The 23,706-nt window shown below is 60.1% G+C and carries 23 protein-coding genes, 1 tRNA gene and 1 pseudogene; 17 read left to right on the top strand and 8 right to left on the bottom strand.

The window, feature by feature from the left end; all coding sequences use genetic code 11:
* Positions 1-330: 330 nt before the first annotated feature.
* The 6 genes from PFX98_RS01295 to PFX98_RS01270 all read right to left on the bottom strand — a co-directional run bounded on the left by PFX98_RS01295 (position 331) and on the right by PFX98_RS01270 (position 4,226).
* Positions 331-729, bottom strand: a complete 399-nt coding sequence (locus tag PFX98_RS01295; protein ID WP_285233360.1) for a hypothetical protein — start codon at positions 727-729, stop codon at positions 331-333.
* Between the two features lie 535 nt (positions 730-1,264).
* A complete protein-coding gene (locus PFX98_RS01290; protein WP_285233359.1) occupies positions 1,265-1,729 on the bottom strand; it encodes a hypothetical protein in 465 nt (154 codons plus the stop codon).
* A gap of 3 nt (positions 1,730-1,732) precedes the next feature.
* Entirely contained in the window at positions 1,733-2,005 is a 273-nt protein-coding gene (locus tag PFX98_RS01285) for an ECs_2282 family putative zinc-binding protein (RefSeq protein WP_285233358.1), read from the bottom strand.
* Positions 2,006-2,331: 326 nt separating this feature from the next.
* Positions 2,332-2,766 carry a ubiquitination-like system serine protease family protein gene (locus PFX98_RS01280; protein ID WP_285233357.1) on the bottom strand — a complete coding sequence of 145 codons (435 nt, stop codon included), beginning with the start codon at positions 2,764-2,766 and terminating at the stop codon, positions 2,332-2,334.
* The gene (locus tag PFX98_RS01275) at positions 2,756-3,976 is read right to left on the bottom strand and encodes a ThiF family adenylyltransferase (RefSeq protein ID WP_285233356.1); all 1,221 of its coding nucleotides are present in this window, start codon (positions 3,974-3,976) and stop codon (positions 2,756-2,758) included. Before PFX98_RS01275 ends, PFX98_RS01280 begins: the two co-directional genes overlap by 11 nt.
* Positions 3,951-4,226: a multiubiquitin domain-containing protein gene (locus tag PFX98_RS01270; protein WP_285233355.1), complete on the bottom strand. Its 276-nt coding sequence runs from the start codon at positions 4,224-4,226 to the stop codon at positions 3,951-3,953. Before PFX98_RS01270 ends, PFX98_RS01275 begins: the two co-directional genes overlap by 26 nt.
* 176 nt (positions 4,227-4,402) lie before the next feature.
* Between PFX98_RS01270 and PFX98_RS01265 the strand changes: the two genes are divergently transcribed.
* Positions 4,403-4,741 (top strand): helix-turn-helix domain-containing protein, encoded by a 339-nt coding sequence (locus PFX98_RS01265; protein ID WP_285233354.1) that lies wholly within the window; start codon positions 4,403-4,405, stop codon positions 4,739-4,741.
* Entirely contained in the window at positions 4,728-5,528 is an 801-nt protein-coding gene (locus tag PFX98_RS01260; RefSeq protein ID WP_285233353.1) for an ImmA/IrrE family metallo-endopeptidase, read from the top strand. The genes PFX98_RS01265 and PFX98_RS01260 overlap by 14 nt, the downstream gene beginning before the upstream one ends.
* Positions 5,529-5,726: 198 nt before the next feature.
* Here PFX98_RS01260 and PFX98_RS01255 read toward each other — a convergent pair whose 3' ends face one another.
* Positions 5,727-6,371 (bottom strand): hypothetical protein, encoded by a 645-nt coding sequence (locus tag PFX98_RS01255; RefSeq protein WP_285233352.1) that lies wholly within the window; start codon positions 6,369-6,371, stop codon positions 5,727-5,729.
* Between the two features lie 161 nt (positions 6,372-6,532).
* Between PFX98_RS01255 and trfA the strand changes: the two genes are divergently transcribed.
* From trfA to PFX98_RS01220, 7 genes are all read left to right on the top strand, one after another.
* Complete coding sequence (gene trfA / locus PFX98_RS01250; RefSeq protein ID WP_285233351.1) at positions 6,533-7,807, top strand: plasmid replication initiator TrfA; 1,275 nt, start codon at positions 6,533-6,535, stop codon at positions 7,805-7,807.
* Positions 7,808-8,333: 526 nt separating this feature from the next.
* Positions 8,334-10,172 carry a type I restriction-modification system subunit M gene (locus tag PFX98_RS01245; RefSeq protein ID WP_285233350.1) on the top strand — a complete coding sequence of 613 codons (1,839 nt, stop codon included), beginning with the start codon at positions 8,334-8,336 and terminating at the stop codon, positions 10,170-10,172.
* Positions 10,169-11,524 carry a restriction endonuclease subunit S gene (locus tag PFX98_RS01240; protein WP_285233349.1) on the top strand — a complete coding sequence of 452 codons (1,356 nt, stop codon included), beginning with the start codon at positions 10,169-10,171 and terminating at the stop codon, positions 11,522-11,524. The genes PFX98_RS01245 and PFX98_RS01240 overlap by 4 nt, the downstream gene beginning before the upstream one ends.
* A complete protein-coding gene (locus tag PFX98_RS01235) occupies positions 11,517-12,065 on the top strand; it encodes a HEPN domain-containing protein (protein WP_285233348.1) in 549 nt (182 codons plus the stop codon). Before PFX98_RS01240 ends, PFX98_RS01235 begins: the two co-directional genes overlap by 8 nt.
* Positions 12,066-12,167: 102 nt before the next feature.
* Positions 12,168-12,722 carry a hypothetical protein gene (locus PFX98_RS01230; protein ID WP_285233347.1) on the top strand — a complete coding sequence of 185 codons (555 nt, stop codon included), beginning with the start codon at positions 12,168-12,170 and terminating at the stop codon, positions 12,720-12,722.
* Positions 12,712-13,395, top strand: a complete 684-nt coding sequence (locus PFX98_RS01225) for a nucleotidyl transferase AbiEii/AbiGii toxin family protein (protein WP_285233346.1) — start codon at positions 12,712-12,714, stop codon at positions 13,393-13,395. Before PFX98_RS01230 ends, PFX98_RS01225 begins: the two co-directional genes overlap by 11 nt.
* Positions 13,392-16,508, top strand: a complete 3,117-nt coding sequence (locus PFX98_RS01220) for a type I restriction endonuclease subunit R (protein WP_285233345.1) — start codon at positions 13,392-13,394, stop codon at positions 16,506-16,508. The genes PFX98_RS01225 and PFX98_RS01220 overlap by 4 nt, the downstream gene beginning before the upstream one ends.
* A gap of 153 nt (positions 16,509-16,661) precedes the next feature.
* Here PFX98_RS01220 and PFX98_RS01215 read toward each other — a convergent pair whose 3' ends face one another.
* Entirely contained in the window at positions 16,662-18,035 is a 1,374-nt protein-coding gene (locus tag PFX98_RS01215; protein ID WP_285233344.1) for a site-specific integrase, read from the bottom strand.
* Positions 18,036-18,140: 105 nt separating this feature from the next.
* On the opposite strand from PFX98_RS01215, the gene PFX98_RS01210 reads away from it, so the two are divergent.
* The 8 genes and pseudogenes from PFX98_RS01210 to PFX98_RS24695 all read left to right on the top strand — a co-directional run.
* A tRNA-Ser gene (locus PFX98_RS01210) sits at positions 18,141-18,252 on the top strand.
* A 173-nt stretch (positions 18,253-18,425) separates the two neighbouring features.
* Positions 18,426-18,941, top strand: coding sequence for a tyrosine-type recombinase/integrase (locus PFX98_RS01205; protein WP_285233343.1), 516 nt, complete (start codon positions 18,426-18,428; stop codon positions 18,939-18,941).
* Between the two features lie 52 nt (positions 18,942-18,993).
* Positions 18,994-19,269, top strand: a complete 276-nt coding sequence (locus PFX98_RS24700; RefSeq protein ID WP_425334651.1) for a helix-turn-helix transcriptional regulator — start codon at positions 18,994-18,996, stop codon at positions 19,267-19,269.
* Positions 19,270-19,611: 342 nt separating this feature from the next.
* Positions 19,612-20,985 carry an AAA family ATPase gene (locus PFX98_RS01200; RefSeq protein WP_285233342.1) on the top strand — a complete coding sequence of 458 codons (1,374 nt, stop codon included), beginning with the start codon at positions 19,612-19,614 and terminating at the stop codon, positions 20,983-20,985.
* Positions 20,986-21,556: 571 nt separating this feature from the next.
* Positions 21,557-21,778 (top strand): hypothetical protein, encoded by a 222-nt coding sequence (locus PFX98_RS01195; RefSeq protein WP_285233341.1) that lies wholly within the window; start codon positions 21,557-21,559, stop codon positions 21,776-21,778.
* Between the two features lie 20 nt (positions 21,779-21,798).
* Positions 21,799-22,959, top strand: coding sequence for a reverse transcriptase family protein (locus tag PFX98_RS01190; protein ID WP_285233340.1), 1,161 nt, complete (start codon positions 21,799-21,801; stop codon positions 22,957-22,959).
* Positions 22,952-23,170 (top strand): retron Se72 family effector protein, encoded by a 219-nt coding sequence (locus PFX98_RS01185; protein WP_285233339.1) that lies wholly within the window; start codon positions 22,952-22,954, stop codon positions 23,168-23,170. Before PFX98_RS01190 ends, PFX98_RS01185 begins: the two co-directional genes overlap by 8 nt.
* A 253-nt stretch (positions 23,171-23,423) precedes the next feature.
* Positions 23,424-23,648: pseudogene (locus PFX98_RS24695) on the top strand (hypothetical protein); the annotation flags it as partial.
* Between the last annotated feature and the right edge of the window lie 58 nt (positions 23,649-23,706).

The following is a 23,706-nucleotide window of genomic DNA, read 5'->3' as shown; positions in this document are numbered from 1 at the left end:
CAGACGTCGGCCTGCGGAGCCGGACGGGCTGGCTCGGGGAAGTTATGGCGATTTCTGTAGTTGTACTTTTGACCCATAACTGGCCATAGCGGGCGACTTGGGCTGGCCGCCAGGGGTGTCCAGATTTCGTCGCGGCCAAGGAGTTGGGCCACTGCCCTGAGGGCGACTCGCGAGCGGACAAGGCGCCCGCAAACGCGGCTAAGTCGTTGTCCCAGCTAGTTTTCCATCATGTACGCGCAAATTTGCGCATACATGATGGAAGCGTTTTGCGACAACAACTTAGATGCAATTTCTGCCGATACAGAAGGGGCCCAGCCGTCGAGCAGTTGCTCAACCGCTTGAACGCTCAAAATCGTCGTCGTTCCCGACATTTGGCATGCTCGCCAGGGTTTGGACCAAAGCGAAGCGCTTCAACTTCGGAGCACCCTGCATGCCTACCCGTAGGTACTTCATCGCGATGAGATTTTTGGCGTCGCCACTGTGAAACGCCTCTCTTCGCAGCTGGCTATCTATCCGCGCATCAATCCAAACTGTGCGAACGACCGGCGGACGCCCGCTGGCAGAAGGCGCGACGTTTTCGACGCAATCGCCGGCCGAGCGCATTCCCGCGACGAGCCAACGTCGAAAGAGCTCAAAGCGGAAACGGTAGTGCTCGTCACAGGCGCAAATCGCATCGTCGAGGTCCCTGTCAACATAGAACGTCCGCAGGACCAAATTGCCGGCAACCAAGCTGGACTCCCCCTTGAAACGGCTTGTGTACGCGACGCCGCGGGGGTGGTCAAGCTGCGGGCAATGCCCGACGAGCACACTCAGTCGGGTGACAAATACGAGGTGTAAACCTCCGAGGCGCCAGTGCCCCGCAGGCGGAACTCGAGCGCACAGCAATCCGGGCGCTACTAGTCGTTGTCTCCATTCAATTTCCACCAATCACGCGCAAATTTGCGCGTGATTGGTGGAAATTGGGGGCGCGTCACCAGGCGCTGGCCACGGTGGTCCAGCATGCCGGTGGACCGTGACCAACCTTCTTGCAACGGCCGCAATCGCGGCGTCCAAGCAGGGGCCGGCGCTGGTCGCATAGACTTGGAATGGGAGGCAGCAAGGCCTACACCGCATATATCGCTTCGGCGACGAAACAGAATTCGGCTTGGATGCCTGCAGCGCCAAGCAGTACTGGGTGGGAAGCATGGGGCCTCGTGGGTTCGAGTCCTGCTGCGTCCCGCCTTTTGCTGCGTTCTGCCTGACCGCCACGTAGCGTTCGAGGCCGTCAAATTGTTGGATACACCATCCGCTCATTCGAAGAACTGTGGTCGTCCTCCCAAAGTAGTCGAATCGAGTACTTGCTGGCACAGTCCATTGAGACCGCGGCGATGAGGTCCACCGAACCATGTGGCTGCATGACTTCGAGCGGGAACTTGCGCTCGACATCGCTGGAGATGAAATCGTCTGCGCTGCTCTCATCTGCGAACTCGACACGCACATGCCTGGCCGCTGCCTTTCCTCGATTGAACACTCGAAGCCGGTACCCGGTTCCAATCTTCAGGAAATTCGCGTCGAGTTCTGCTTGCCTGGATGCCTTGACCTCTGCATCCTCTTTGCGTTGCAAGGTTCGGTTGAGCAATTCTTGGTTCTCGAAGAACTTCTTCTGCCGCTCATTGAACCGGTACGTGATGAACAGCGCGGCTGCCGAGACGCCGAGCGCAAACAGCGCGACATAGTCCGAGGACGTCATCGCTTATCGAATCTTGATGAACTTGTTGCCGCGGAATGCATCGCGAAGTGTCCGGTGCATCATCTGCTCCAACTCCTTCTTGGCTTCGCTGACGACCTCCTTCTTCGCGGCCTCAATGAGCTCGGAGTTGTAGCTCTCCAGCTCGTCGCGGCGCAGCTGCCTGCCGCAGGATGCGCAGGTGACGATTCCACTGGGGCCTTCAGGCTCGTCGAACTGAAAATCAGTCTTGCCGCAGGTAGGGCATTGCAGGCTAACTTGGCGCCGGATGTCTTTCATGAGCTTCTCCAGAGGCTTCGTTTGAGCGCGAAGCGCTGACTTAGCGCTTCACCTTTTGCGTAAGAACGCTTCCTGCCACGGACTTCGAAGCGGGGGACGTTCGAGTGCTGTCGAGAGTCCTCGCAGCCTTTGTGGCAACCGCCGTCGAGGTGACCCGGCCGGACCCGGCTTGAGACAGTGCGCTCCCGGCGACCGAGCGTTCGGATTTGGTCGAGGAGGTGCTGCGCAGGATTGCGGAAGCCGTGCTCGCCACCTTCGGCGAGGTCTTTTCATTCTTCGGCATGAGATTCCCTTTCTTCCTTGGCGCGAACGCCATCTTCCATTGACTACAGCTTCAGCAACCGGCGCAGCGTACGCAGCACCCGGCCGAAGAAGCCACCCGATGCAGCGGCTCGCTGCTCATCTCGCTCACGATTGATTTGCGCGACCTGGCTTGCCCGGTCGGCAAAATCCCGTGCCTGAACCCGTTCAATTTGGCCCTTGCTCATGCCGCCCGCCCACGAAATCGCGTTTCGGCGAATCCAGTAGTGCGACTTGCAGGCGTAGTTCCAGTTGCCGATGGACGGATGCAGGCTGACCTTCCCGCCGTCCATGCTCAGGTGCCAATCCGCCGGCGACAAAGGGGTCACGACCTTCTCGCCGCACCCGCATGCGCAGAGGTGCGAGGCGGTACGGTACTTCTCGCTGACATACAGCACGCCGGGCTCGAGAAGCTTCGGAATGAACTCGACGAACTCCGGCCTGATAGCGCTAGCCTTCATCGCGCTCTCCGAGGCCAGCAACCGTCTTCGCAAGCATGTTCTGGTTGACCGAGAACAGCATGTTCACCGTCGCAAAATCTGCTTGGTAGAACCCGCAGTACTGCTTCCACAGCATCACGGCCATCTGCGCGTTCAGCGCGTTCATATCGGCTACCTGGATGTTCTGGCGATACAGCGCATCGTCGTCACCATCTCCGAGCGGGACGCTGTTGTCGACATGGTCGTTCAGCTCGGGCGTCACCAGGGTCGCGCGGCAGCTTCCGATGAGGCGCAGCGAACCCTTGACCTGCTGCAAGTTCATGCCGACGTCGACGAACGGAATGCCGCGCGACTGGAGGAACCTGAAGATGAGGCGGCGAGCATCGGCTCGGTCAACGCAGACAAAAACGAAGCTGAACTCCGCCAGCTCTGCTACGTTGGCCTCGTCCAAGAAGTACGGATGGCTGACGATGCCGCGGTGCATCGCGCTGTAGCGTCGCTTATAGATTTCGACTTTGGGCAGCCGCGCGTCGATTTCGGCCTCGGTGGCCGCACCGGGGGAGCGGAACGCGTTGTGCTGCTCGAAAAGGTCGCCGTCGAAGAGCTCGATGCCCGGCACAGGCGTCTTGGCCAACTGGTCAAGCACATAGCTGCCCGTGCCACCCAGGCCTACTATGGCAACTTTCCCGATGGCCAGCTGGGCCGATGTCATCAGAATCTCCGCGCGGGCCGAAGCCGAGTCCGGGTACTGAAACACCGACTCGTCCTCGCTGCGTTTTACGCCACCGGCCTGCGCACGCGACCAGGGCTCAAGAACGCCGGCCTGCGCCTGAATCAGGTCGACGTAGTGCATCACCTTCTCGACATGCGTCTGGAAGTGGTCCACGCCGACCGGCTTGTTGGAGAACCGGAAATTGAAGGTGCAACCAGGGAAGAGCTCCTGCCCTTGGTTTTCGTTTTCCAGTTCGGCCAGGCGCCGACGGTCCGCATAGCAGGGGTACTCGCCCTGCCACCAGACCTGGTGGCTGTCGCCGTGATTTGCATTCGGCGGAAGCAACTGGCCGCCGGATTCCACGTACTTGCAGATGACCGTACCGCGCTTCACAACCCCGGCTTCGTTGACGTAGGGCACCTGGTGCACCAGCAGATGCTGCTGGTGCACCTCCACATCGAACCCGGCCGCGGCGAGCTGCTGCAGGGCCGAATCAGGAGCGGTTGGTTTTGACGACATTGAAGCTCATCCCATCCTTGACGGTTACCTTCTGGCCCGGAGCCAGGGTGCCGTCATGGCCATGCGGGTTGGCGTAGGTGACGGAGTACAGGATGTCGAACGGCCCGCCGGGGAAGGCCAGGCGCACCACCTGTTCGTACGTCAGGTGGTTGTCCTTCACGGTCTCTTGCTGACCGTTGATGACGATGTCGAACGACTTCTCCTTACCTTTGGAGGCGTCGTCTTGATGAACGGAAGGTTCGATGGACATGCAGGGTACCTCTTGAGTCTGATGGCGGCCGTGCGGACTGCAGTGGCCAGGGAGCCTGATTTAAGAACGCATCGTTAGATTAAATGAACGATTTCTACTTGTCAACTACAGCGAACACATCGTTCGTAGACTAGAATTTCCGCAACTGAGAACTGTTTGTAGGCAGGGGAACGCGCATGTCGCTTGGTGCCAAGCTGGCGGAGCTTCGGCTTCGGAAGGGGCAATCGCTCCAGGACGTAGCAACAGCAGTGGGAGTCTCGAAGACTCACATCTGGCAACTTGAGAAGGGCGCGAGTGGCAACCCTTCAATGGACCTACTTAAAGGCCTAGCCGCCAACTTCGCAGTTCCTTTGACCTATTTGGCGGACGCCGACAGCGAAGAATCTCTAGATGACGTAGAAGCTCATCAGTTCTTTCGCGACTTCAAGTCGCTTTCGGAGGACGAGCAGGCCGTCTTGAAGCAAACTCTGGACCTCTTTAAGAAGAAGAGGATTCAGGGAGATGGTGGAGCTTGACCTTGTAGAGTTGGCCGACCTCACGCGGCCAGAACAACTCGTCGCCGAAATCATGCGGCAGAACCCTCAGATGCCGGTCCCGGTACCCATCGAGGAAATTGCTCGCTTGGCAGGTATCTCAAAGATTGCCTCGATTGAATCGACTGGTTTCGAAGGCACGCTCATCACAAACCTCGAGAAGTCCGACGGACACATCTTCTACAACTCCAGCGTTCCCCGACCGCGCCAAAGATTCACGATAGGTCACGAGCTGGGCCATTTCCTGTTGCCGTGGCATCGTCAGGCAACCTTCAATTGCTCAGCTGATGACCTGAAGACCACAAAGGCTGGGTGGGAGCTCGAAGCTAATCGCTTTTCCGCTGAGCTTCTCATGCCGCAGGCCCTGCTTGCCCGCGAATGCAGCCCCTCTCGCGAGTTCGACCTTGCCGACGTCATTCGGGCGCGAGACGCATTTGGCACAAGCATGGAGTCGACGATTCGCCGCATCATCGAGCGCAGTGAGCTTGCCTATGCCGTCGTGTTCTCGCACGAGAACAAGGTCCGTTACACCAACTTCAGCGAGTACTTCAGCGCGCGGTTGACGGTCCGGAAGGATTCGCCGTTGCCTGCCAAGAGCCTAAGCCGGCTCGGCACTAGCAGCATGGACGACTGGAACGAAATTGATTCGCACTGGTGGCTTGACGATTCCAAGGGAGAAGGCGCGCTGCCCGATTCCTTGTACGAACAGACGCTTGTGCAGGACGATGGATACAAGGTCACGCTGCTTACCTACGACCCAGAAGACTAGGTCATACAGCCTGACCATCTGGGGCGTCAGCTTTCAGCTTGGTGCGGCCGGCAAGGCCACCGCGAAGCGGTCGACTGGTCTACATGGTCAGTTCATCTCGGCATTCCAGCATGGTCGTGTCCGAAATGGAAAGGGGTACGCCGAAGCGCACCCCTCTTGAATTTCCCCAGTGGCAAGACTGTGCCGATAGCCGCTCGTTCAGTGCAAGCGCCGCCTCACAACTGTCACTCCAGCCAGCGTACCCCCTTCAATTTCGTTCTTGAGGTCCTGAGACACCAGTACCGTCATGGCCTGGTTCACCGCAGCGTCCGAAATCAGCGACCGCACGCCGTTGAGCGGATGTAGCGCACGGCCGAGGTCGAGCAGCGCGCGGTGGTCACATGAATCGCCAGCGGCCTCCTTTATCAGTCGCTTCAGCAATGCTGGCGCGCGCACACCGCCCGGCAGGTCCACGATGCTGACCTTCTGCGTGGCATCGTTGTCGAGCCAGAGACGGAGGCGACCGCGCTTGGAGCAGTCGGCGAGGTACTTCTGTACGGCTTCGTCGGCGAATGGCATGACCATGCGAATCTGAGCCGTTCCAGCCTGCACGACGAGCAGTGCAATCCGGCCCGTTCCGTCATGCGACTCGAGTACGTCAAGTTGCTGCTTCATGCGCGCCCCCGCTGTTCCCAGGCTGGCGAACGCTTCGGCGACGCCTGACGGTGTCCAGATGGATAAGCAATATCCCGCCAAGTCGACGCCTTCAGTCGCGATGCCTGCGTCGCTGCAAATGGATTCGGGGTCGAGCACGCTGCCGATGCGTAGCGCTGCGCTGGGGTCGATTTCGTCAAATGTGGACATGGGTTCCTAAAAATGGCCTTGGAACTCCGTATAGCGACGATGCGCGATGGACCTGCAAAACGCTGCTGACGACCTACCGGCACCAGCCTTCGGCAGGCCGGCGTCAGCTGCCGAATAAACCTCTTGCGCTAGACGGACTGTCATCAACTGCAGGACAAGTCATGTCGGCAAAGGTCTCGACGAGAACCGTCAGAAAAATCATGCGCGCCGGCCCCATCGTCGGCGCAACCGCACCAGCCCAAGGCCTCTTGGAAGAGGTCCGCGATGCAGGCATCCATTCAGGCGCAGCAGCTGACGCATTTGCCTCGGCCCCTCAACGACGGCGGACAGGCATGCTCAAAAGCCGGCTGGACGTTCTAAGGGAAGAACTGGCAGCGCCCACCAGGGCCCCTCGGAACTCGGGTGCTTCGTCAATGCCTGCGAGCGCCCCGCCGTCAGTGGCATTCCCCTCCACTCGTCTGCTCGACCCGAGTCGAGACCGGGCGCGCGACCTGCGGCTGCCCCGGGAAATGGAGATTCGTGGGCGGCGACGGCAGCTTGAGGGCCTGCAAGGCGAGCTCCGCACGAAGGAGGGGGATGCTAACGAGGTCTTGCAGGGCATTCAGCACATCTCATCGGAGTTGGAAGTGCTCGAGGCAGCGCTAGCGCGGGACTTCATCCCCAAGCATTCGCAGCGCCAGCTCATCAGCCCTCGGAACTTCTTCTGCGACAGGCTCTTCCACGTGAAGAGCCGCTCTGCACTGCGAGCGCCGCATCTGGAATTTCAGCTCGATGCGAGGTCGGCCGACGGGCCGCGCTATGTCGGCCCGGAATTGCGGCAAGGTGACGGGCTGGTCTTCATGGCGCTGCTGAACCTGTGCCGCGACTACCGCGTTGGCAAGCAGGCTTGCTTTAGCGTGGTCAGCATGACCGATGCGCTCTGGGGTGCTTACAACGGTCAACGGCGTGCGCTCTTGAAGAGGACCATCCAGCGCCTGCAGCGCGCCACCATCGAGGTCTCCGGATTCACGGTGCAACTGGTCCAGCGTTTCGAACACCCTCAGCATGGCGAATGGTCCGTGGCGCTCGACCGGGACATCGTGCGGCTGTTTCTCGGACAACCGGAAGTCTGGCTGGACCTCCAGGTACGCAAGAGGTTGTCCGAGGGGCTGAGCACCTGGCTCTATGGCTATGTGCGTAGCCAGTCGCGCTTGATTCCTTGGCGCATTGACGACCTGCGGGCGCGTTGCGGCTCCGAAGCAAATGACAAGACATTCCGAGAGATGCTGGGCAAGTCGCTGACGCAGCTTAGTGACGAGGGCATCATCGACAAGGGGTGGTCACTCAAGGGCGACCAGGTTCACTGGCGAAAGCTACCGCAGCCTGCGAAATCAACGGGGCGAGACACATCCGCTGGCGCAGATGGCACCCAAGCGCAGCTTGGTTTTGCCGACTGACGAATCCTTGGCGATGAATCTCGCCACGATGGCGCCCATGGGCGGGTGAGCCGGGCAAGAGCGCGTCAGCGAGGCTGCTCATCGCCAACGGATTCCTGCTGTTTCCCAGTAGTTCCATGACGGTTGACCGGAAAATCAGTCCGCTGTTCCCGCTAATTCCCCCAATTTCCCAATTGCCGGCCGAAAACCACGCGCAACTTTTCCCACTGTTTCCTGCTTCCCATGACGGTTGACCGGCTTCAACGGGCCGCCAGGCCGCACGAATACTGGATTCTTGGCACTCCGTCTCCGTTAGTTCTTCGGCGGAAGCATTTCGCGCGATTTGGCCGACCTGAGCGCCCAGGGGCGCCATATCCGCCGGCGAAGTCACACCCGCAGCAGCGCTTAGCGTCGGCAACCAGCAAGCGCCCATTGCTTGGATACCCTACGCCGCCGCACCTGGGATATCCGCACGATAAGGTCGCCAGCTTTGCGGCGAAAATCCACCGGTTGTGGAGGCTGCTGCCTCTGGCCATCTAGGGAGTCCATGAATCACCAAGCGCTGTCGTCCTTCATCTGGTCCGTCGCCGACCTCCTGCGAGGCGACTACAAGCAATCCGAATACGGCCGCGTCATCCTGCCCTTCACCGTCCTGCGCCGGCTGGACTGCGTCCTGGAAGCCACCAAGCCCGCCGTGCTGGCCGAGTTCGCGGCCAAGACCAAAGCGGGGCTGAACCCCGACCCCTTCCTGCTGCGCAAGTCGGGCACCAGCTTCTACAACAGCTCCCCGCTGGACCTGGTCAAGCTGCTGGGTGACCAAGACCACATCCGGCAGAACCTGTACGCCTACGTCCAGGCTTTCTCACCGGCCGCCCGAGACATCTTCGAGCGCTTTGACTTCTACACCCAGGTCGAGCGCCTGGCCAAGGCCAACCTGCTCTACCTGGTCGTCGAGAAGTTCGCCAATATCGACCTGCACCCTGAGGCCGTGGACAACGCCAGCATGGGCGCGGTGTTCGAGGAGCTGATTCGCAAGTTCGCCGAAATCAGCAATGAAACTGCCGGGGAGCACTTCACCCCGCGCGAGGTCATCCGCTTGATGGTAGACCTGCTGTTTATCGAGGACGATGACGTGCTCACGCCGGGCAATGCTGTGGTCCGCACCATCTACGACCCAACGGCCGGCACCGGCGGCATGCTCTCGGTCGCGGGCGAGTACCTGCTGGAGCACAACCCGCAGGCACGCTTGACCATGTACGGCCAGGAGCTGAACGACGAGAGCTACGCCATCTGCAAGGCGGACATGCTCATCAAGGGCCAGCCGGTGGAGAACATCGTCGTCGGCAACACGCTCAGCGACGATGGCCACGCCCACACCAAGTTCGACTACATGCTGTCCAACCCGCCCTTCGGCGTGGAGTGGAAGAAAGTCGAGAAGGTCGTTCGCCAGGAGCACGAGCAAAAGGGCTTCGACGGGCGCTTCGGCCCCGGCCTGCCGCGCGTCAGCGACGGCTCAATGCTGTTCCTGATGCACCTGCTGTCCAAGATGCGCCCGGCCAAGGATGGCGGTAGCCGCTTTGGCATCGTCCTGAACGGCTCGCCCCTGTTCACGGGCGGCGCCGGCAGCGGCGAGAGCGAAATCCGCCGCTACGTGCTGGAGAACGACCTGGTGGAGGCCATCGTTGGCCTGCCTACTGACATGTTCTACAACACCGGCATCGCCACCTACGTATGGATTCTCTCCAACAAGAAGGTGGAAGACCGCAAGGGCTTCGTGCAACTCATAGACGCAAGCTCTTTCTGGCAGAAGATGCGCAAGAGTCTGGGCAGTAAGCGCAAGGAGATGAGCGAGGCCCACATTGCCACCGTGACCCGCCTGTTCGGCGAGTTCATGGAGGCCGAGCTGCTAACCGTCATGGACGCGCAGGGCAACGTATCCGGTCAGTGGGTGTTGCCCACTGGAGCGTCTGCGCCCGACGTTCCGGAAGGTGGTCAGCTCAAGCGCGTGCCCATCGCCCGCATCTTCAGGAATGAGGACTTCGGCTACACCACCATCACGGTAGAGCGCCCGCTACGGGATGACAAGGGTCAGGTCGTGCTGGGCCTCAAGGGCAAGCAAAAGGGCAAGCCCCAGGCCGACAGCGCGCAGCGCGACACCGAGAACGTACCGCTGGGCGAGGACATCCAGGCCTACTTCGAGCGCGAGGTGCTGCCGCACGCGCCGGACGCATGGATTGACGAAGAGAAGAGCAAGGTCGGCTACGAAATTCCGTTCAACCGGCACTTCTACGTCTTCGAGCCGCCGCGCAGCCTGCACGCCATCGACGAAGAGTTGAAGACCGTCACGGCCAACATCATGAAGATGCTGGAGGAGCTGGCGGAATGAGCTTGCCAAAGTATGAGGAATACAGGGAAAGTGGACTGGCTTGGATAGGCGCCGTCCCCGCTCACTGGCGAGGCCCAATTTCGCTGGGCTCTATTTCATCAATGAAGGGCAGACTCGGCTGGCAAGGTCTCAAGGCAGATGAATACCGAGACGAAGGTCCGTATGTCGTTAGCAGTGCGCACTTCTCCGAGTTCAAGATTCGTTGGGATGAATGTCCCAGGGTTTCTGATGAACGCTACGAGACAGATAGCAACATCCAGTTGGAAGACGGAGATGTCCTTCTCATGAAGGATGGGGCGGCGATGGGAAAGCTTGCCTTTGTTGCTGACCTTCCAGGCAAGTCGTGTTTGAACAGCCATTTACTCCTGTTCCGCCCACTGCGTTCGGATGAGACAACGCCCACATACGAACCGAAGTTCTTGTTCTACTACATGCAAACTGGACTCTTCCAGGAGCACATAAAGGTCAACGGCACTGGTGCGACCTTCCTTGGCATATCGCAGGCGGCCATTTCCAAGTACCGCGTGGTGTTGCCGAGCCTCGACGAGCAAGCTGCTGTCGTCTTCTTCCTCGACCGTGAAACCACCAAAATCGACGCGCTGATTGCCGAGCAGGAAAAGCTCATCGCCCTGCTGGCCGAAAAGCGCCAGGCCACCATTTCCCACGCCGTCACCAAGGGACTCAATCCCAACGCGCCGATGAAGAATTCCGGCGTGGCGTGGCTGGGCGATGTGCCAACGCACTGGGCAGTTAGTGCGCTCAGCTATCTCGCTTCAATCGAAACAGGTTCGACGCCCGACCGGGCTGAACCACGGTATTGGAATGGCTCGATTCCTTGGCTGAAGACGGGCGAAATCAACTGGGCACCCATACGCGAGGCCGAGGAATTCATTACTGAGGCGGGGCTCGCAAACTCAGCGGCGAAGACTGCAAGGCCAGGCACGCTGCTCATGGCAATGTATGGCCAGGGAGTGACGCGTGGACGTGTTGCCCTTCTGGAGATAGAGGCCACTTACAACCAAGCATGTGCGGCGATTCGGTTCGGACGTCGCCTCGTTCCCGAGTTTGGTCGCTACTTCTTCATGGCTGCGTATGACCATGTGCGGGACGCAGGAAACGAGACCAGCCAGATGAACCTCAGCGCAGGCCTCATTGCGAAGATTCGACTCCCAGTTCCGCCCGTTGATGAGCAGGTTGAAGTTGTTCGCCTTCTCGACTCCGAGACTGCGAAACTTGACGTGCTCCAAGCAGAAGCTGAGCGCGCCATCGCATTGCTCAAGGAGCGCCGCTCCGCCCTCATCGCCGCCGCCGTCACCGGCCAAATCGACGTGCGAGCCATTGTCAATGCCTAAGGTCGGTGGCCAAACTCCCCTCTTCGTGGAGCTTTCAGAGGAACATCAACGGGAAGATGCCTTTTCTGGGCCGCACGGATTCGTTGTCGGTGGGGAATTCATTCCGACCACGCTGGAGATGGCCGAGCAGTACCTGCACGCGGCCAATGTCCTTGCCGACGCCATCAAGCGCCAGGAACAGGAAGACTACCGCCTGGCAAATCCAGTGCTGTTCCTCTACAGGCATGCGCTGGAACTGGTGCTGAAGGCGCTGCTGCGCAGCAGCAGCACCCATCACCGGCTAGATGCGCTGGGCGCGGACCTGAAGACCTACGTCCGCAAGAAGTATCAGCAGGAGGTGCCGAACTGGATTACCACCCGGCTGAATGAGCTTGCCGCTCTCGACCCGAATTCGATGGCCTTCCGCTATGGCGAGGAGAAGTACGGGGGCAGCAAGCAGGTCTCACCAGTTCCCGGCGAGACCTACGTCGGCGTGGGCCAACTGCAAGAGTCAATCAACGAACTCTTTGCCGCTCTGGCCGGCGCCGCCAGGAAGATGTAGCCGTCCGCCAACGCTGGGTCGTTGCATCGCCACGGCCCGCTTGCCCAAAGACGGTTCCATCGGCGATATTCGTGATTCGCGAATGGCGAATATCGCTCCCCCATGGAACTCAAACCCCAAGACCTGCTGGTACTGCTGAAGGTGGCAGCACACCCGCCGCAGCGCTGGACCTATGCCGCGCTGGGCGAAGCCTTGGCCATCAGTGCTTCGGAGGCCCACGCCAGCGTGAAACGTGCGGTGGCGTCTGGCCTGGCAGTGGCTCCTGGGCGCGGCGAATGGTCGCCGGTCAGGCCCAATCTGCTGGAGTTCATGCTGCACGGCGTGCGCTACATCTGGCCGGCCACGCCCGGGCCGGTCAAGCGCGGCGTGCTGACGGCCTTTGGCGCCGAGCCCCTGGCCAGCCAGTTGACGGTGGCCCCGGGGGAAGCGCCCGTCTGGGCCCACCCCACCGGCAGCGCCAAGGGGCCCACGCTCTCGCCGATTTACCGGACCGCGCCGCTGGCCGCGCTGGCCGACCCGGCGCTGCATCGCCTGCTGGCCCTGCTGGATGCCTTACGGGTCGGTCGGGCACGGGAGCGCGCGCTCGCCGCAAACCTGATGAAAGCGGAGCTGATGCGCTTCGACTCGGGCGGTGACGGGGTTGCCGATGAGAGCTGATGACCCGAACCTGCCCTATCTGCGCCACATCGCCGAGGCGTTGGGTGAGCTGCGCGAGCAGGTGGTGTTTGTCGGCGGCGCCGTGGCTGGCCTGCTCGTGACCGACCCGCTGGCGGACGCCGTTCGCGCCACCCGTGACGTGGATGCGGTGGTGAATGCCAGCCGTGCCATGTTCCATCGCATCGAGGAAGCGGTGGCCGAGCGTGGGTTTGCGCGCGACATCAGCAGCGATGTGATTTGCAGATGGGTGCACAAGGACTCGGGCGTGCTGTTCGACCTGATGCCGGTGCAGCCGGAGGTGCTGGGCTTCTCCAACCGCTGGTATCCCTATGCGGTGGAGACCGCTGTATCCCTGGACTTGGGCTCTGGCCTGACGATTCGACTCGTGAGCGCCGTCGCCTTCGTGGCGACCAAGCTGGAGGCCTTTGCCGGCCGGGGCAACGGCGATTTCATGAGCAGCCATGACCTCGAGGATGTACTGAACATCGTCGATGGGCGCGAAGAGCTGGCCGAAGAGATGGCCGCCGCGCCCGCTGAGCTGCGACGGGCCGTGGCTACTGCCTTTGCCCAACTGCTGAAGAACCCGGACTTCGTGAACGTGCTCCCGGGCCTGATTGCTGACCCTGAGCGCGCCGGCCTCGTCACGGACCGCCTGAAAGCCCTGAGCCAATGAACCTGCACCAGGAACACCACTTCGAAGCCGAAATCTGTGCCCACCTGGCCGCGAACGGTTGGCTTTATGCCGAGGGCAACGCGGCGCTGTTTGACCGGGCCAGCGGCCTGTTCATGCCCGACCTGCTGGCCTGGGTGGAAGCCACTCAGCTTGATAGCTGGCAGCGTCTGAACAAGACCCATGGCGCGGCGCTGCCTCAGGTGCTGGCCGAGCGCGTGCGCAAGAGCCTCAACGAGCGCGGCACGCTGGAGGTGCTGCGGCGCGGCGTCGAGCTGCTCGGTCTCAAGGAGCCGCTGATGCTGGCGCAGTTCAAGCCAGCGTTGGCCATCAACCCCACCACCCAGGCCCACTACGCGGCCAACCGGTTGCGCGTGGTGAGGCAGGTCTGCCATTCGCCGAACAATCCCAAGGCGGAGCTGGACCTGGTGCTGTTCCTGAATGGCATCCCGGTGGCCACCGCCGAGCTGAAGAGCGATTTCACGCAGAGCGTGCACGACGCGGTGGACCAGTACCGCTTCGACCGCCATCCGCAACCCAAGGGGGGCGTGCAGGAACCGCTGCTGGGCTTCCCCGGTGGGGCCCTGGTGCACTTCTCTGTCAGCCAGAGCGAAGTGATGATGACGACCCGCCTGGCCGGGCCGGCGACGAACTTCCTGCCTTTCAACCGTGGCAACGCCGGCGGGGCCGGCAACGCGCCGAACCCGGCCGGCTTCGCGACGGCCTATCTGTGGGAAGAGGTCTGGGCCCGTGAAAGCTGGCTGGACATCCTGCATCGCTATCTCATCGGCAAGCGCGACGACAAGAAGCAGTTGAAGAGCGTCATCTTCCCGCGCTATCACCAGCTCGATGCCACGCGCAGACTGGTGGCCGATGTGCTGGCCAACGGCGCGGGCCAACGCTATTTGATTCAGCACTCGGCCGGCTCGGGCAAGACCAACTCGATTGCCTGGGCCGCGCACTTCCTGGCCGACCTGCACGATGCCGAGCACCAAAAGATGTTCGACAGCGTGCTGGTGGTGAGCGACCGCAATGTGCTGGACGCGCAGCTGCAGGAAGCCATCTTCGATTTCGAGCGCACCACCGGCGTGGTGGCCAGCATCACCAACGAGTCGGGCAGCAAGAGCGCCCAGCTCTCGCAGGCGCTGAAGGACGGCAAGAAGGTCATTGTCTGCACCATCCAGACCTTTCCCTTCGCCCTGCAGGCTGTGCAGGAGCTGGCGGCCACCGAGGGCAAGCGCTTCGCCGTCATTGCCGACGAGGCCCACAGCTCGCAGACCGGCGAGGCAGCCGCCAAGCTCAAGCAGCTCTTGTCTGCGCAGGAATGGGCGGAACTGCAGGATGGTGGCGAGGTGGACACCGAGGCGCTGCTGGCCGCGCAGATGGCGGCGCGCAGCGGCGGCGAGGCCAAGGGCCTGACCTATGTGGCCTTCACCGCCACGCCCAAGCAGAAGACGCTGGAGCTGTTCGGCCGGCCTGGCGCCGATGGCCTGCCGCAGCCCTTCCACGTCTACTCGATGCGTCAGGCCATCGAAGAGGGATTCATCCTCGACGTGCTTAAGAACTACACCAGCTACAAGCTGGCGTTCAAGCTGGCCCACAACGGCCAAGAGTACGACGAGAGCCAGGTCGAGCGCAGTGCGGCGATGAAGGGCATCATGCAGTGGGTCCGACTGCACCCGTACAACATCGCCAGCAAGGTGCAAATCGTCGTCGAGCATTACCGCGAGAACGTGCAGCCGCTGCTGGCGGGGCGGGCCAAGGCCATGGTCGTGGTGGGCAGCCGCAAGGAGGCGGTGCGCTGGCAGAAGGCCATTCGCGCCTACATCCAGAAGCAGAACTACCCGCTGGGCGTGATGGTGGCCTTTTCGGGCGAGGTGAACGACCCGGAGAGCTATCCGCAAGCCGTGACGGAGACCAGCAAGGATTTGAACCCAGGGCTCAAGGGCCGCGACATCCGCGAGGCTTTCGCCGAACCCGACTATCACCTGCTGCTGGTGGCCAACAAGTTCCAGACTGGCTTTGACCAGCCCCTGCTGTGCGGCATGTACGTGGACAAGATGCTGGGCGGCATTCAGGCGGTGCAGACGCTGTCACGGCTGAACCGCGCGCATCCGGGTAAGGACACGACCTACATCCTCGATTTCGTCAACGACGGCGACGACATCCTGAAGGCCTTCAAGACCTACTACGAGACGGCCGAGCTGGAAGCCACGACCGACCCGCACCTGGTCTATGACCTGCGCGCCAAGCTCGATGCCAGCGGGCACTACGACGACTACGAGGTCGAGCGCGTGGCCAAGGTGGACACGGACCCCAACGGTACGCAGAAGGCCCTGGACGCCGCGATTGCGCCGGTGGCTGACCGGCTGCTCAAGCGCTACAAGGCGGCCCAGCAGGCGAAGGCAGCGGCCGATGGCGAGCAGGACGGCAAGGCGAGCCAGGCGGCCAAGGACACGCTCGATGCCCTGGTGCTGTTCAAGAACGACATGGGCGCCTACGTGCGGCTCTATGCCTTCCTCTCGCAAATCTTCGACTACGGCAATACCGACATCGAGAAGCGCTTCCTGTTCTACAAGCGGCTCATCCCGCTGCTGGACTTTGGCCGCGAGCGCGATACCGTGGACCTGAGTAAGGTCGTGCTGACCCATCACACTCTGAAGAATGCCGGCAAGCAGCCGCTGAACCTGAATGCCGACGGCAGCTACAAGCTGCCACCGATGGACGCGGTGGGCAGTGGCTCGGTGCAGGAGAAGCAGCAGGCCTATCTGGTGGAAATCATCCAGAAGGTAAACGGGCTCTTCGAAGGCGAGCTGAGCGACGATGACCAGCTCGTCTATGTCAACGGCGTGCTCCGCGGCAAGCTGCTGGAGAACGACACGCTGATGCAGCAGGCGGCCAGCAACACCAAAGAGCAGTTCGCCAACTCGCCCGACCTCGGCAAGGCCTTGATGGACGCCATCATCGACGCGTTCGAGGCCCACCAGACGATGAGCTCGCAGGCTTTGGGCTCGGAACGCGTGCGCGATGGCCTCAAGGACATCCTGCTGGGGCCGGCGCAGCTGTACGAAGCATTGCGCGCGCGCTCGGATTTGGGCGGGGTGGCTCGGCTGTAGTGGGCATCTGCGGTACCGACTGGCGGACTCAGCGACGGTGATGGTCGCCAACCGAGAGGTGGGTACCCAGCCGGGGACGACGGCCGGAATGGCGATTCACCGGAAGGGGACGCACTAACAAAAGAAAAGAGGGCGCCCGGAGGCGCCCAGCGTTCAGGCCATCATCGGTGTGCCGCCTGCCAATGCCAGTTTCCTGGCGATGTCGAGCAGTTCCCTTTGCAGGCTCTCGATGGTCGGGGCCGGTGGCGGCGTCGGGACGGCCATCGCTGCGGGCTGGTCGACGGTCAAGTTCAACATCGCCGCCAAGCGCGGCCAGCGGCTCTTCCGAGTGAACACGTCGGCCAGTTCCGCCAACCTCGGTTGGGCATACCCCACTGTCGTGTTGATGCTCGTATGACCTACGGCGGCGAGCGTGTCGCGTTCGGCCTGCGAGAGGGCCTTGGGGTCGAGCAAGGTTGAGTGGCCGATGATTTTGACCATGTCCACATACGCCACGTCGTTCTTGTTGCGGTTGATGAAGGCGCGGCGATAGTCCTTGAGGAGCAGTTCGTTGATGCCCAAGGCCTCACAGGCTTCGTCGAATGCCTTGCAGACCTTGTCAGTATTGCCGAGTGCTTCGAACAGTGCGCCGTCGCCGAATCGGGACTTGCGCGCATGCATGATTTGGGCGGCATAGCGAGAGAGCGGTACTTCACGAGTGCCGACATGCTCGTCTGTCTTGTGCGCCTCGAGCGTCAAGTAGCCGCCGAGAACTTGGCCCTCGGCCTCGAAGAAGCTCACATTGCGCCCGTGAGCCAGACGCACCTCGCTGAGTCGGCACCCCGTTTCGTCAATGACTCTCAGCAGATGGCCGACGTCGCTCTCCAGGCCGACGTGGCGCAAAACGTTGGCAGCCTCCTGGTCAGAGGGCTCGCGCCTGCGCGGGCGGCTGTATGCAGGTGGAAGCTTGAACTTGAACTTGCCACCAAGTGCTGGCATGTTGAAGTCAACTTCATCTGGCAATCGCTCCGAGGCGAATTCAATGACTCTTGCCAAAGCCGTCAGGCGCAGCCGGACTGTCTGGTCGGCGAGCGGCTTGACCGGCTCCGCCGTATCGCCCTGGCTTGGCGCCTTGTGGCGAGACCTGCCGTTGACCTTCCACTCGCGGGCCAGTTGCCGGAAGAGCTGCCCGCCGGCCTTCCCGTCGAAGTCCTTGAGCGTTCGGTCGGCTAGCAGGTCGCCGACGAGCCTGTACTCGGCGGCGCGGGAGCTTCCATGGGGGAACTCCTCGAGGTAGACCTCGACCCAGTGCGCCATGGGCTGGTCGAGGGCTTCGTTGGCGATGCGGATGGCGCGTCGCGCACCTGCGGATTCAAGCTTGCCGGCGACGACCTTGGCAAGCTCGGCTTCCTTGTACTTCGTGGCCAGCGCCAGCGTGTCAAAGGTCTTCGAGCAGTAATAGATGCCCTTATGCCAAATCTGTGCCTTGAATTTCTTCTTGCCGTCCTTGGTCGTCGTGACCTTAATCTTGTTGGCGACTCTGGCCATACTGCATTCCTTCCAAAATGCAGTGTCTGAACCAAGGTTTAGTCATGGGCAGTTTTATATGCAAAACTCACCAAACGTTCACCAAACGCGGCTTTTATAGTTAGTGCCTGCTTACCGGAAAGTTATTGAATAACCTAGGTATTCTCTCCGACGGCGGAGGCGAATTTTCCGCCTTGTAAGCGGTAGGTCATCAGTTCGAATCCGATAGCCGGCACCACCTCCTTGCATCACAAGGAATCAAGACATTTCAAAGCTCCAGGTGGGTCAATCACTTAGGAGCTTTTTTCTTGTCACTACATCCCGACAACGGCCTTTACATCGCAGTGGTGGCGGGGGAACATCCAGGGGAACAAGACGCTTTGTCCCCGCATTCGCCGAAATTGTTCCCCCATGTTGACCGACGCTGCCTGTAAGAATGCCTTGTGCCCTGCGGGCAAAACGCGAGTTCGCCTGCCTGATTCCGGCGGTCTGTACTTGGAAGTGACGCCTGCAGGCTCCAAGCGGTGGTTCGCAAAGTACCGCTTTGCTGGCAAAGAGAAGCGGCTGGCGCTCGGCAGCTATCCTGATGTTTCCTTGAAGTTGGCGCGCGAGGGGAGGGACGATGCTCGCAAGACCCGGGGCGCGGGCACTGATCCCGTCCAGGCCCGCAAGGCAGAGAAGATTGCCAGGAGAGTGTCAGCGGCGGTTACGTTCGAAGCTGTAGCTCGGGAGTGCCACCAGACCAAGGCCGGTGACTGGAGTGCAGGGCATGCGGCGCAGTGGTTGCGCTGCTGCGAGAACGATCTGTTCCCGTGGCTGGGCTCCTTGCCTCTACGTGACGTCAGCGTGCCCTTTCTGCTGGATATTGGCATTCAAGACTGCCTGAACTGCGGGCCTCGGAAAACGAAATACTCGTGTGTGACTTGAAGGGCTGGCGTCGAAACAATGCGCGGGTGTTTAACCCTTTTGAGCGCATTCAATGTCTGTCTCAGTCAAGACCCTTTATGTTCGCGAGAGCGATCTAGTAGGTCGCCGCGAAGTCACGCCCGACGAAGCTGCTCGTAACCGCGCAGCAGGCAAGTATCCAAGATCCCCCCGTCCGGGAAAGCCTGGCGTGTTGCCGTTTAGTGCATCAACGTTGTGGCGACTCGTCGCAAACAGGGCGTTCCCTGCCCCCTCCAAGCTTTCAGGCCGCGTCACTGTGTGGCTCTGGGCTGATGTCGAAGCGTGGCAGCGCGATGTCGCAGGGCACTAAGAGAAACGCCCCGAACCGCGGCAACGGCTTGGGGCGCTCAGGTCACAAAACTTCCGGACGTGATGATATGTGTGAATTGTTGAATACGAAAGCCCGCGGTGCCTTCACATGTTGCGCTGGTTGCGGGAAGCCCTTCACTGCGGCGCGTAAGCGTAGGGGCATTGTTCCCTACGCCTACATGCCGAACTCATCCAAACCTCGGGGGCTTCGATTCAAGCTGCAGATGTGTCGGGCATGTTTGTTCAAGGCGAGCAGTGACGGCTTCAAGTCGCTGCCAGGGATGCAACAACTCATGGCCGAGCTTGAATCGATCCACTTCTTTGCCCCGGCGGAGGCTTCTAGATGATCCCGCTGACAAATGACGCTTTTCTTGGTGCCATCTTCGGCGCCCTTCCTGTTGACCAAAGCCCGTGGGCCTGTATGTTTCCCGGGCGCCCTGACGAAGAAAGGGAGGCCTGGCGCGGCTACCCGTGGGCGGCCGGAATGGGGCTGGTCGATGGTCAGGATTCAAACGTGTACTTCACCCTTGCAACCTATCGCATAGGGACGGCTCGAAGCGGTGCCACTTGCGCGCGCATCTATGGCCTTATGCTGGACGATGTGGGCACGCCGAAGTCCATCAGCTTGGACGATTTGAAGAGGAAGTTGGCACCCTCGGTAGTGACTGAGACCAGCCCCGGAAACTTCCAGGTGATCTATCTTTTCGATTCGCCGCTTGATGGCACCGGCCTGGATATTGCGGACCGCATCCATGCTGCTGTCAGAAAGGCTGGAGGCACAGGAAAGTCAACCTTGGTACTTGAGCTGGCGGTCTCCATTGCTCTGGGCCACGATGCCTTTGGGCGGTCTACCAAGAGAGGACGCGTTTTGGTCCTAAGTGCCGAGGATCCCAGCGGCGTGTTGGCATACAGGCTCAAGGCTGTTGCCCGCCGCCGCAACGTCAGCTTTTCTGATTTGGGGTCTTGGCTTCGCGTGGAAGATGCGACGGCAGACCCGGTGCTTTATGCCGGTGATCGGACCAGTCGCAAGGGTGCCCCAACCGCCAGGTACCAAGAGCTTGCAGGGTTGGTGCAGCATGGGCGCTTTGAGGTGGTTATCGTGGACAACGCGAGCGACACCTACGCTGGCGACGAGATCGACCGTTCCCAGGTTCGAGATTTCGTTCGTAAGCTGACGGCCATTGTTCGGCCGCGGGGAGGTGCAGTTCTGCTACTTGCTCATGTGAGCAAAGGGACCAGCCGGGCCGGGCGCAGACCCGAGGACGATGAGGGCTATAGCGGCTCAACCGCCTGGCATAACTCCAGCCGATCGCGGCTTTTCATGTTCAAGGTAGACGAGGAGACGATTGAGATCCAGCACCAGAAGTCCAATTTTGGACGCCTAGAGCCACCTATGCGTCTTCGCTGGATTGAAAGTGGAGGGCTGGCTGCCATCAGTATGCCGCCCGAAGGTGCCCAACTGGAGCTGCTGATGGCCTGTGTCGCGGCAGCGCTCGCATCGGGTCAGCGGCTCGCGCCGTCCAAGCAGAGTGGCTATGCCGCTGTCAAGATGCTCAAGCATCGGCCGGAATATCCGCAGGGCCTGGATGACAAAGCAGCTTGGGGTCTGCTCGAGAAGGCTGAGGCGACGGGACTGCTCGTCCGAGCATCTAGGCGCGACGAAGGTCGAAATTTGGCTGAGGTGTACGCGTTGCCGGCTCAGCCTCAAGTTGCGTAAGCTGCGTAGGGTCACAAACGAGTAGCCTTACACAGGCGCCTCAGCACGCCCTAGGACACTGCGTAAGGTAGTGTCCTAGGGGTGCGGGGACTACGCCACGCGCATGGATCGGGTTACGCGGCCCAGTCCCAACGCTCCAGACGCTATCAAGGTGGCGCCGCGTTCTTTGGGGCAGAGCAGTCAGACTGTCCGATTGACCCCACTTGCACGATTCGGCCTAAGCCGGTGACGCAGCCCGGCCAGCATCGTTTATCCCCCTTTAGAGGGGTGGTGAGCATGGATCGCTGAGTTAGCATGTAGGTGCGCTTTAATGCGTCATCAGGTGAAGGCCTGACATGCTGTTCTTTGAAAATTTGCGAACTTGGGCTGGAAAGTCTATGCCTCGAAAGAGGCGCCTTGCTTGTCAGGGCTAGACCCGGATGTCCCCATGGTGCGGCCGACTCTGAACGAGAGCGGCGACAACACCTGAAAGGACATACACCGTTGTTGAGCGAATGTGCAGACACCTGAGCACGAAGAGTTGTTATTTCCGGCCGGTCTCCGAAGTTGAGCGAGTCACACAAAGGGTTGTGTGGCCACCCAGACTTTTAAGGAGATCGCTATGGTACGTAAGTCCAAAAAGCCAAGTTCGTCGAATTGCGGTGGAAACATCGCTAAAAAGAATAACCAAATCCAGCTTGAATGGGGTTCGGTTATCGGCATGGCTCTTCGTTTGTTCGGAAATATCAACACCGCCTTGCGGCTGATTGAATTTCTCAAATCTTTGTTTGAACAGAGTAATCTGTTTGGCTAAGTAGGTGTCTGTCCCTTTCCATGCGACCAGTCTTCAAAGGCAAGCCGATTGCATCAGTCGATGCGTTAGCCCGTGCACTTGACTTGTCTTCGCAGCAGCTGCGAACAATAGCGGGTTCGGTATCCGGACATTATCGTGACTTCGAGATTGAGAAGCGCGATGGTGGGTTCAGGTCTGTCTCAGGACCAACGGAAGAACTAAAGATTGTGCAGCGGCGTATTAATCGCCAGATTCTTACGCGAGTTGACTTCCCTAGCTATTTATATGGCAGCATTCCTGAGCGAGACTACGTTCAGAATGCGAAGTCTCATGCTCGGGCGCACGTAATTGTTGCGGTCGATGTAAAGAACTACTTTCCGTCAATAAAGCGGACGGCCGTTTTTAGCATCTTCAAGAATTTCTTTCACTTCCCAGATGGCGTTGCAAGTCTGCTTGCTGACCTCTGCACAAAAGACGGGCAAGTGCCACAAGGCGCCTGTACGAGTTCGTATATCGCTAATTTGGCTTTGCACGACATCGAGCATCGTTTGGTTTCTAACCTGCGAAATGAAGGGCTGACTTATAGCCGTCTGATTGACGACATTTCCATTTCATCGCCAAGGCCTTTGGCTCAGAAACGCGTGGAATCACTGGTAATCCAAGTCGCCGAGATGCTGAAGAGTCGGGGCTTTACGCTAAAGCGACCCAAAACAAAGATTGCGTCGAAAAGCAACGCTGCTGACCTCATGGAGGTTACAGGGCTGTGGCTAAATAGAGGCGAGCCACGAGTAAGGCGGGAAGAGCGCGATAAAATCAGAAAGGAAGTTCGGCAGTGTATTCAAGAGTGTCGATTTGATCGCACAAGCTCTGAATATCATGAATTGCACAATCGAACCTCTGGTCGAGTCGCGATGCTTGCCCAGCTAAGTCATCCAGAAGCCGGTCGATACAGAAGCGCTCTAAAATTGACGACGCCACATTACTCGCCTGTAGAAATAAAGAAAACCTGCAAGTTGGTGGCTTCAATCTGCAAAGTTCCGGTTCGTGGCAGGGACTCCGCATCGTATATTCATCGATTTTTCCAAGCCCGCTATAGGGTTAATATTGTGGGCCGAACTGATACAGGCCTCGCCCGTGAGCTTCATCATCGGCTAAGTCGCCACGCTCCGACGATGAAGAAGGAGGAAGCGATATATGGCTGAAGTTTTGACCGGACGAAGCGTTGGCGTGATTCGCTGCTACTACCCGCTTAAAGGCTATGGATTTATCCGACGATTGAAGGGCAAGGACGTTTTCTTCTATCGAAGCGATGCGTCGGGTGAGGAGATGCTTTTCGATGGGGCGCAAGTTAGCTTTATATTGCAGGAAGAGAATAAAGGTCCGCGAGCATTTGAAATTGAGCGAATCGGTTAATAGGCAAAATGTCAAGCGGGGCATGCTGAATTAACAATGCCGTGCATGCGGGCTCGATACTATTTTGAGCTAAATCGCACGGCAAGTTTCAAGCGAGTTTAACGCTGAGCCTGTCAACGTGCGTGATGGCGCCGAATCTGTCAGCTTCGGCGCAATGCCACACGCCAGTCCGGGCCGCGCATGCCTTGCGCCTGTGCCCAAGGGGGCCCCAGGGGCTCTCGGCTGAATACGGGGGCGAAACAGCCCTTCTGCCATGCGTTTCTGCTTCCTGAAACTTGAATCGCCCTTTCGGAGGTATCTGCCACCGGGCGTTGTGCACACTATCCGCCAGCCCACCCGAGCCTTGAGATATTCCCATATGCGAGATAGCGTGCGCCAGTTGGGTGCCTTGTTTGCACTCTGCGCCGTCGTAAGCACGGCGGCGGCTCAGTACAAGTGCAAACTGCCAGATGGCAGCACTAGTTTCCAACAGTCCCCTTGCCCCCAAGGAAGTGCCCAGCAGCAGTTGGACATCAAACCATCCCCCACGCCCTCAG

The organism is Paucibacter sediminis (assembly GCF_030254645.1).
Taxonomy (GTDB): domain Bacteria; phylum Pseudomonadota; class Gammaproteobacteria; order Burkholderiales; family Burkholderiaceae_C; genus Paucibacter_B; species Paucibacter_B sediminis.
Note: the sequence above shows the minus strand (reverse complement) of the source record. Positions and strands in the feature narration are given on the sequence as shown.

What these genes read in the sequence shown, in the direction of transcription:
- PFX98_RS01290 (WP_285233359.1), bottom strand. Translation starts at nt 1,729, where the DNA reads ATGACGTCCTCGGACTATGTCGCGCTGTTTGCGCTCGGCGTCTCGGCA.
- PFX98_RS01285 (WP_285233358.1), bottom strand. Translation starts at nt 2,005, where the DNA reads ATGAAAGACATCCGGCGCCAAGTTAGCCTGCAATGCCCTACCTGCGGC.
- PFX98_RS01280 (WP_285233357.1), bottom strand. Translation starts at nt 2,766, where the DNA reads ATGAAGGCTAGCGCTATCAGGCCGGAGTTCGTCGAGTTCATTCCGAAG.
- PFX98_RS01275 (WP_285233356.1), bottom strand. Translation starts at nt 3,976, where the DNA reads ATGTCGTCAAAACCAACCGCTCCTGATTCGGCCCTGCAGCAGCTCGCC.
- PFX98_RS01270 (WP_285233355.1), bottom strand. Translation starts at nt 4,226, where the DNA reads ATGTCCATCGAACCTTCCGTTCATCAAGACGACGCCTCCAAAGGTAAG.
- PFX98_RS01265 (WP_285233354.1), top strand. Translation starts at nt 4,403, where the DNA reads ATGTCGCTTGGTGCCAAGCTGGCGGAGCTTCGGCTTCGGAAGGGGCAA.
- PFX98_RS01260 (WP_285233353.1), top strand. Translation starts at nt 4,728, where the DNA reads ATGGTGGAGCTTGACCTTGTAGAGTTGGCCGACCTCACGCGGCCAGAA.
- PFX98_RS01255 (WP_285233352.1), bottom strand. Translation starts at nt 6,371, where the DNA reads ATGTCCACATTTGACGAAATCGACCCCAGCGCAGCGCTACGCATCGGC.
- trfA (WP_285233351.1), top strand. Translation starts at nt 6,533, where the DNA reads ATGTCGGCAAAGGTCTCGACGAGAACCGTCAGAAAAATCATGCGCGCC.
- PFX98_RS01245 (WP_285233350.1), top strand. Translation starts at nt 8,334, where the DNA reads ATGAATCACCAAGCGCTGTCGTCCTTCATCTGGTCCGTCGCCGACCTC.
- PFX98_RS01240 (WP_285233349.1), top strand. Translation starts at nt 10,169, where the DNA reads ATGAGCTTGCCAAAGTATGAGGAATACAGGGAAAGTGGACTGGCTTGG.
- PFX98_RS01235 (WP_285233348.1), top strand. Translation starts at nt 11,517, where the DNA reads ATGCCTAAGGTCGGTGGCCAAACTCCCCTCTTCGTGGAGCTTTCAGAG.
- PFX98_RS01230 (WP_285233347.1), top strand. Translation starts at nt 12,168, where the DNA reads ATGGAACTCAAACCCCAAGACCTGCTGGTACTGCTGAAGGTGGCAGCA.
- PFX98_RS01225 (WP_285233346.1), top strand. Translation starts at nt 12,712, where the DNA reads ATGAGAGCTGATGACCCGAACCTGCCCTATCTGCGCCACATCGCCGAG.
- PFX98_RS01220 (WP_285233345.1), top strand. Translation starts at nt 13,392, where the DNA reads ATGAACCTGCACCAGGAACACCACTTCGAAGCCGAAATCTGTGCCCAC.
- PFX98_RS01215 (WP_285233344.1), bottom strand. Translation starts at nt 18,035, where the DNA reads ATGGCCAGAGTCGCCAACAAGATTAAGGTCACGACGACCAAGGACGGC.
- PFX98_RS01205 (WP_285233343.1), top strand. Translation starts at nt 18,426, where the DNA reads ATGTTGACCGACGCTGCCTGTAAGAATGCCTTGTGCCCTGCGGGCAAA.
- PFX98_RS24700 (WP_425334651.1), top strand. Translation starts at nt 18,994, where the DNA reads ATGTCTGTCTCAGTCAAGACCCTTTATGTTCGCGAGAGCGATCTAGTA.
- PFX98_RS01200 (WP_285233342.1), top strand. Translation starts at nt 19,612, where the DNA reads ATGATCCCGCTGACAAATGACGCTTTTCTTGGTGCCATCTTCGGCGCC.
- PFX98_RS01190 (WP_285233340.1), top strand. Translation starts at nt 21,799, where the DNA reads ATGCGACCAGTCTTCAAAGGCAAGCCGATTGCATCAGTCGATGCGTTA.
- PFX98_RS01185 (WP_285233339.1), top strand. Translation starts at nt 22,952, where the DNA reads ATGGCTGAAGTTTTGACCGGACGAAGCGTTGGCGTGATTCGCTGCTAC.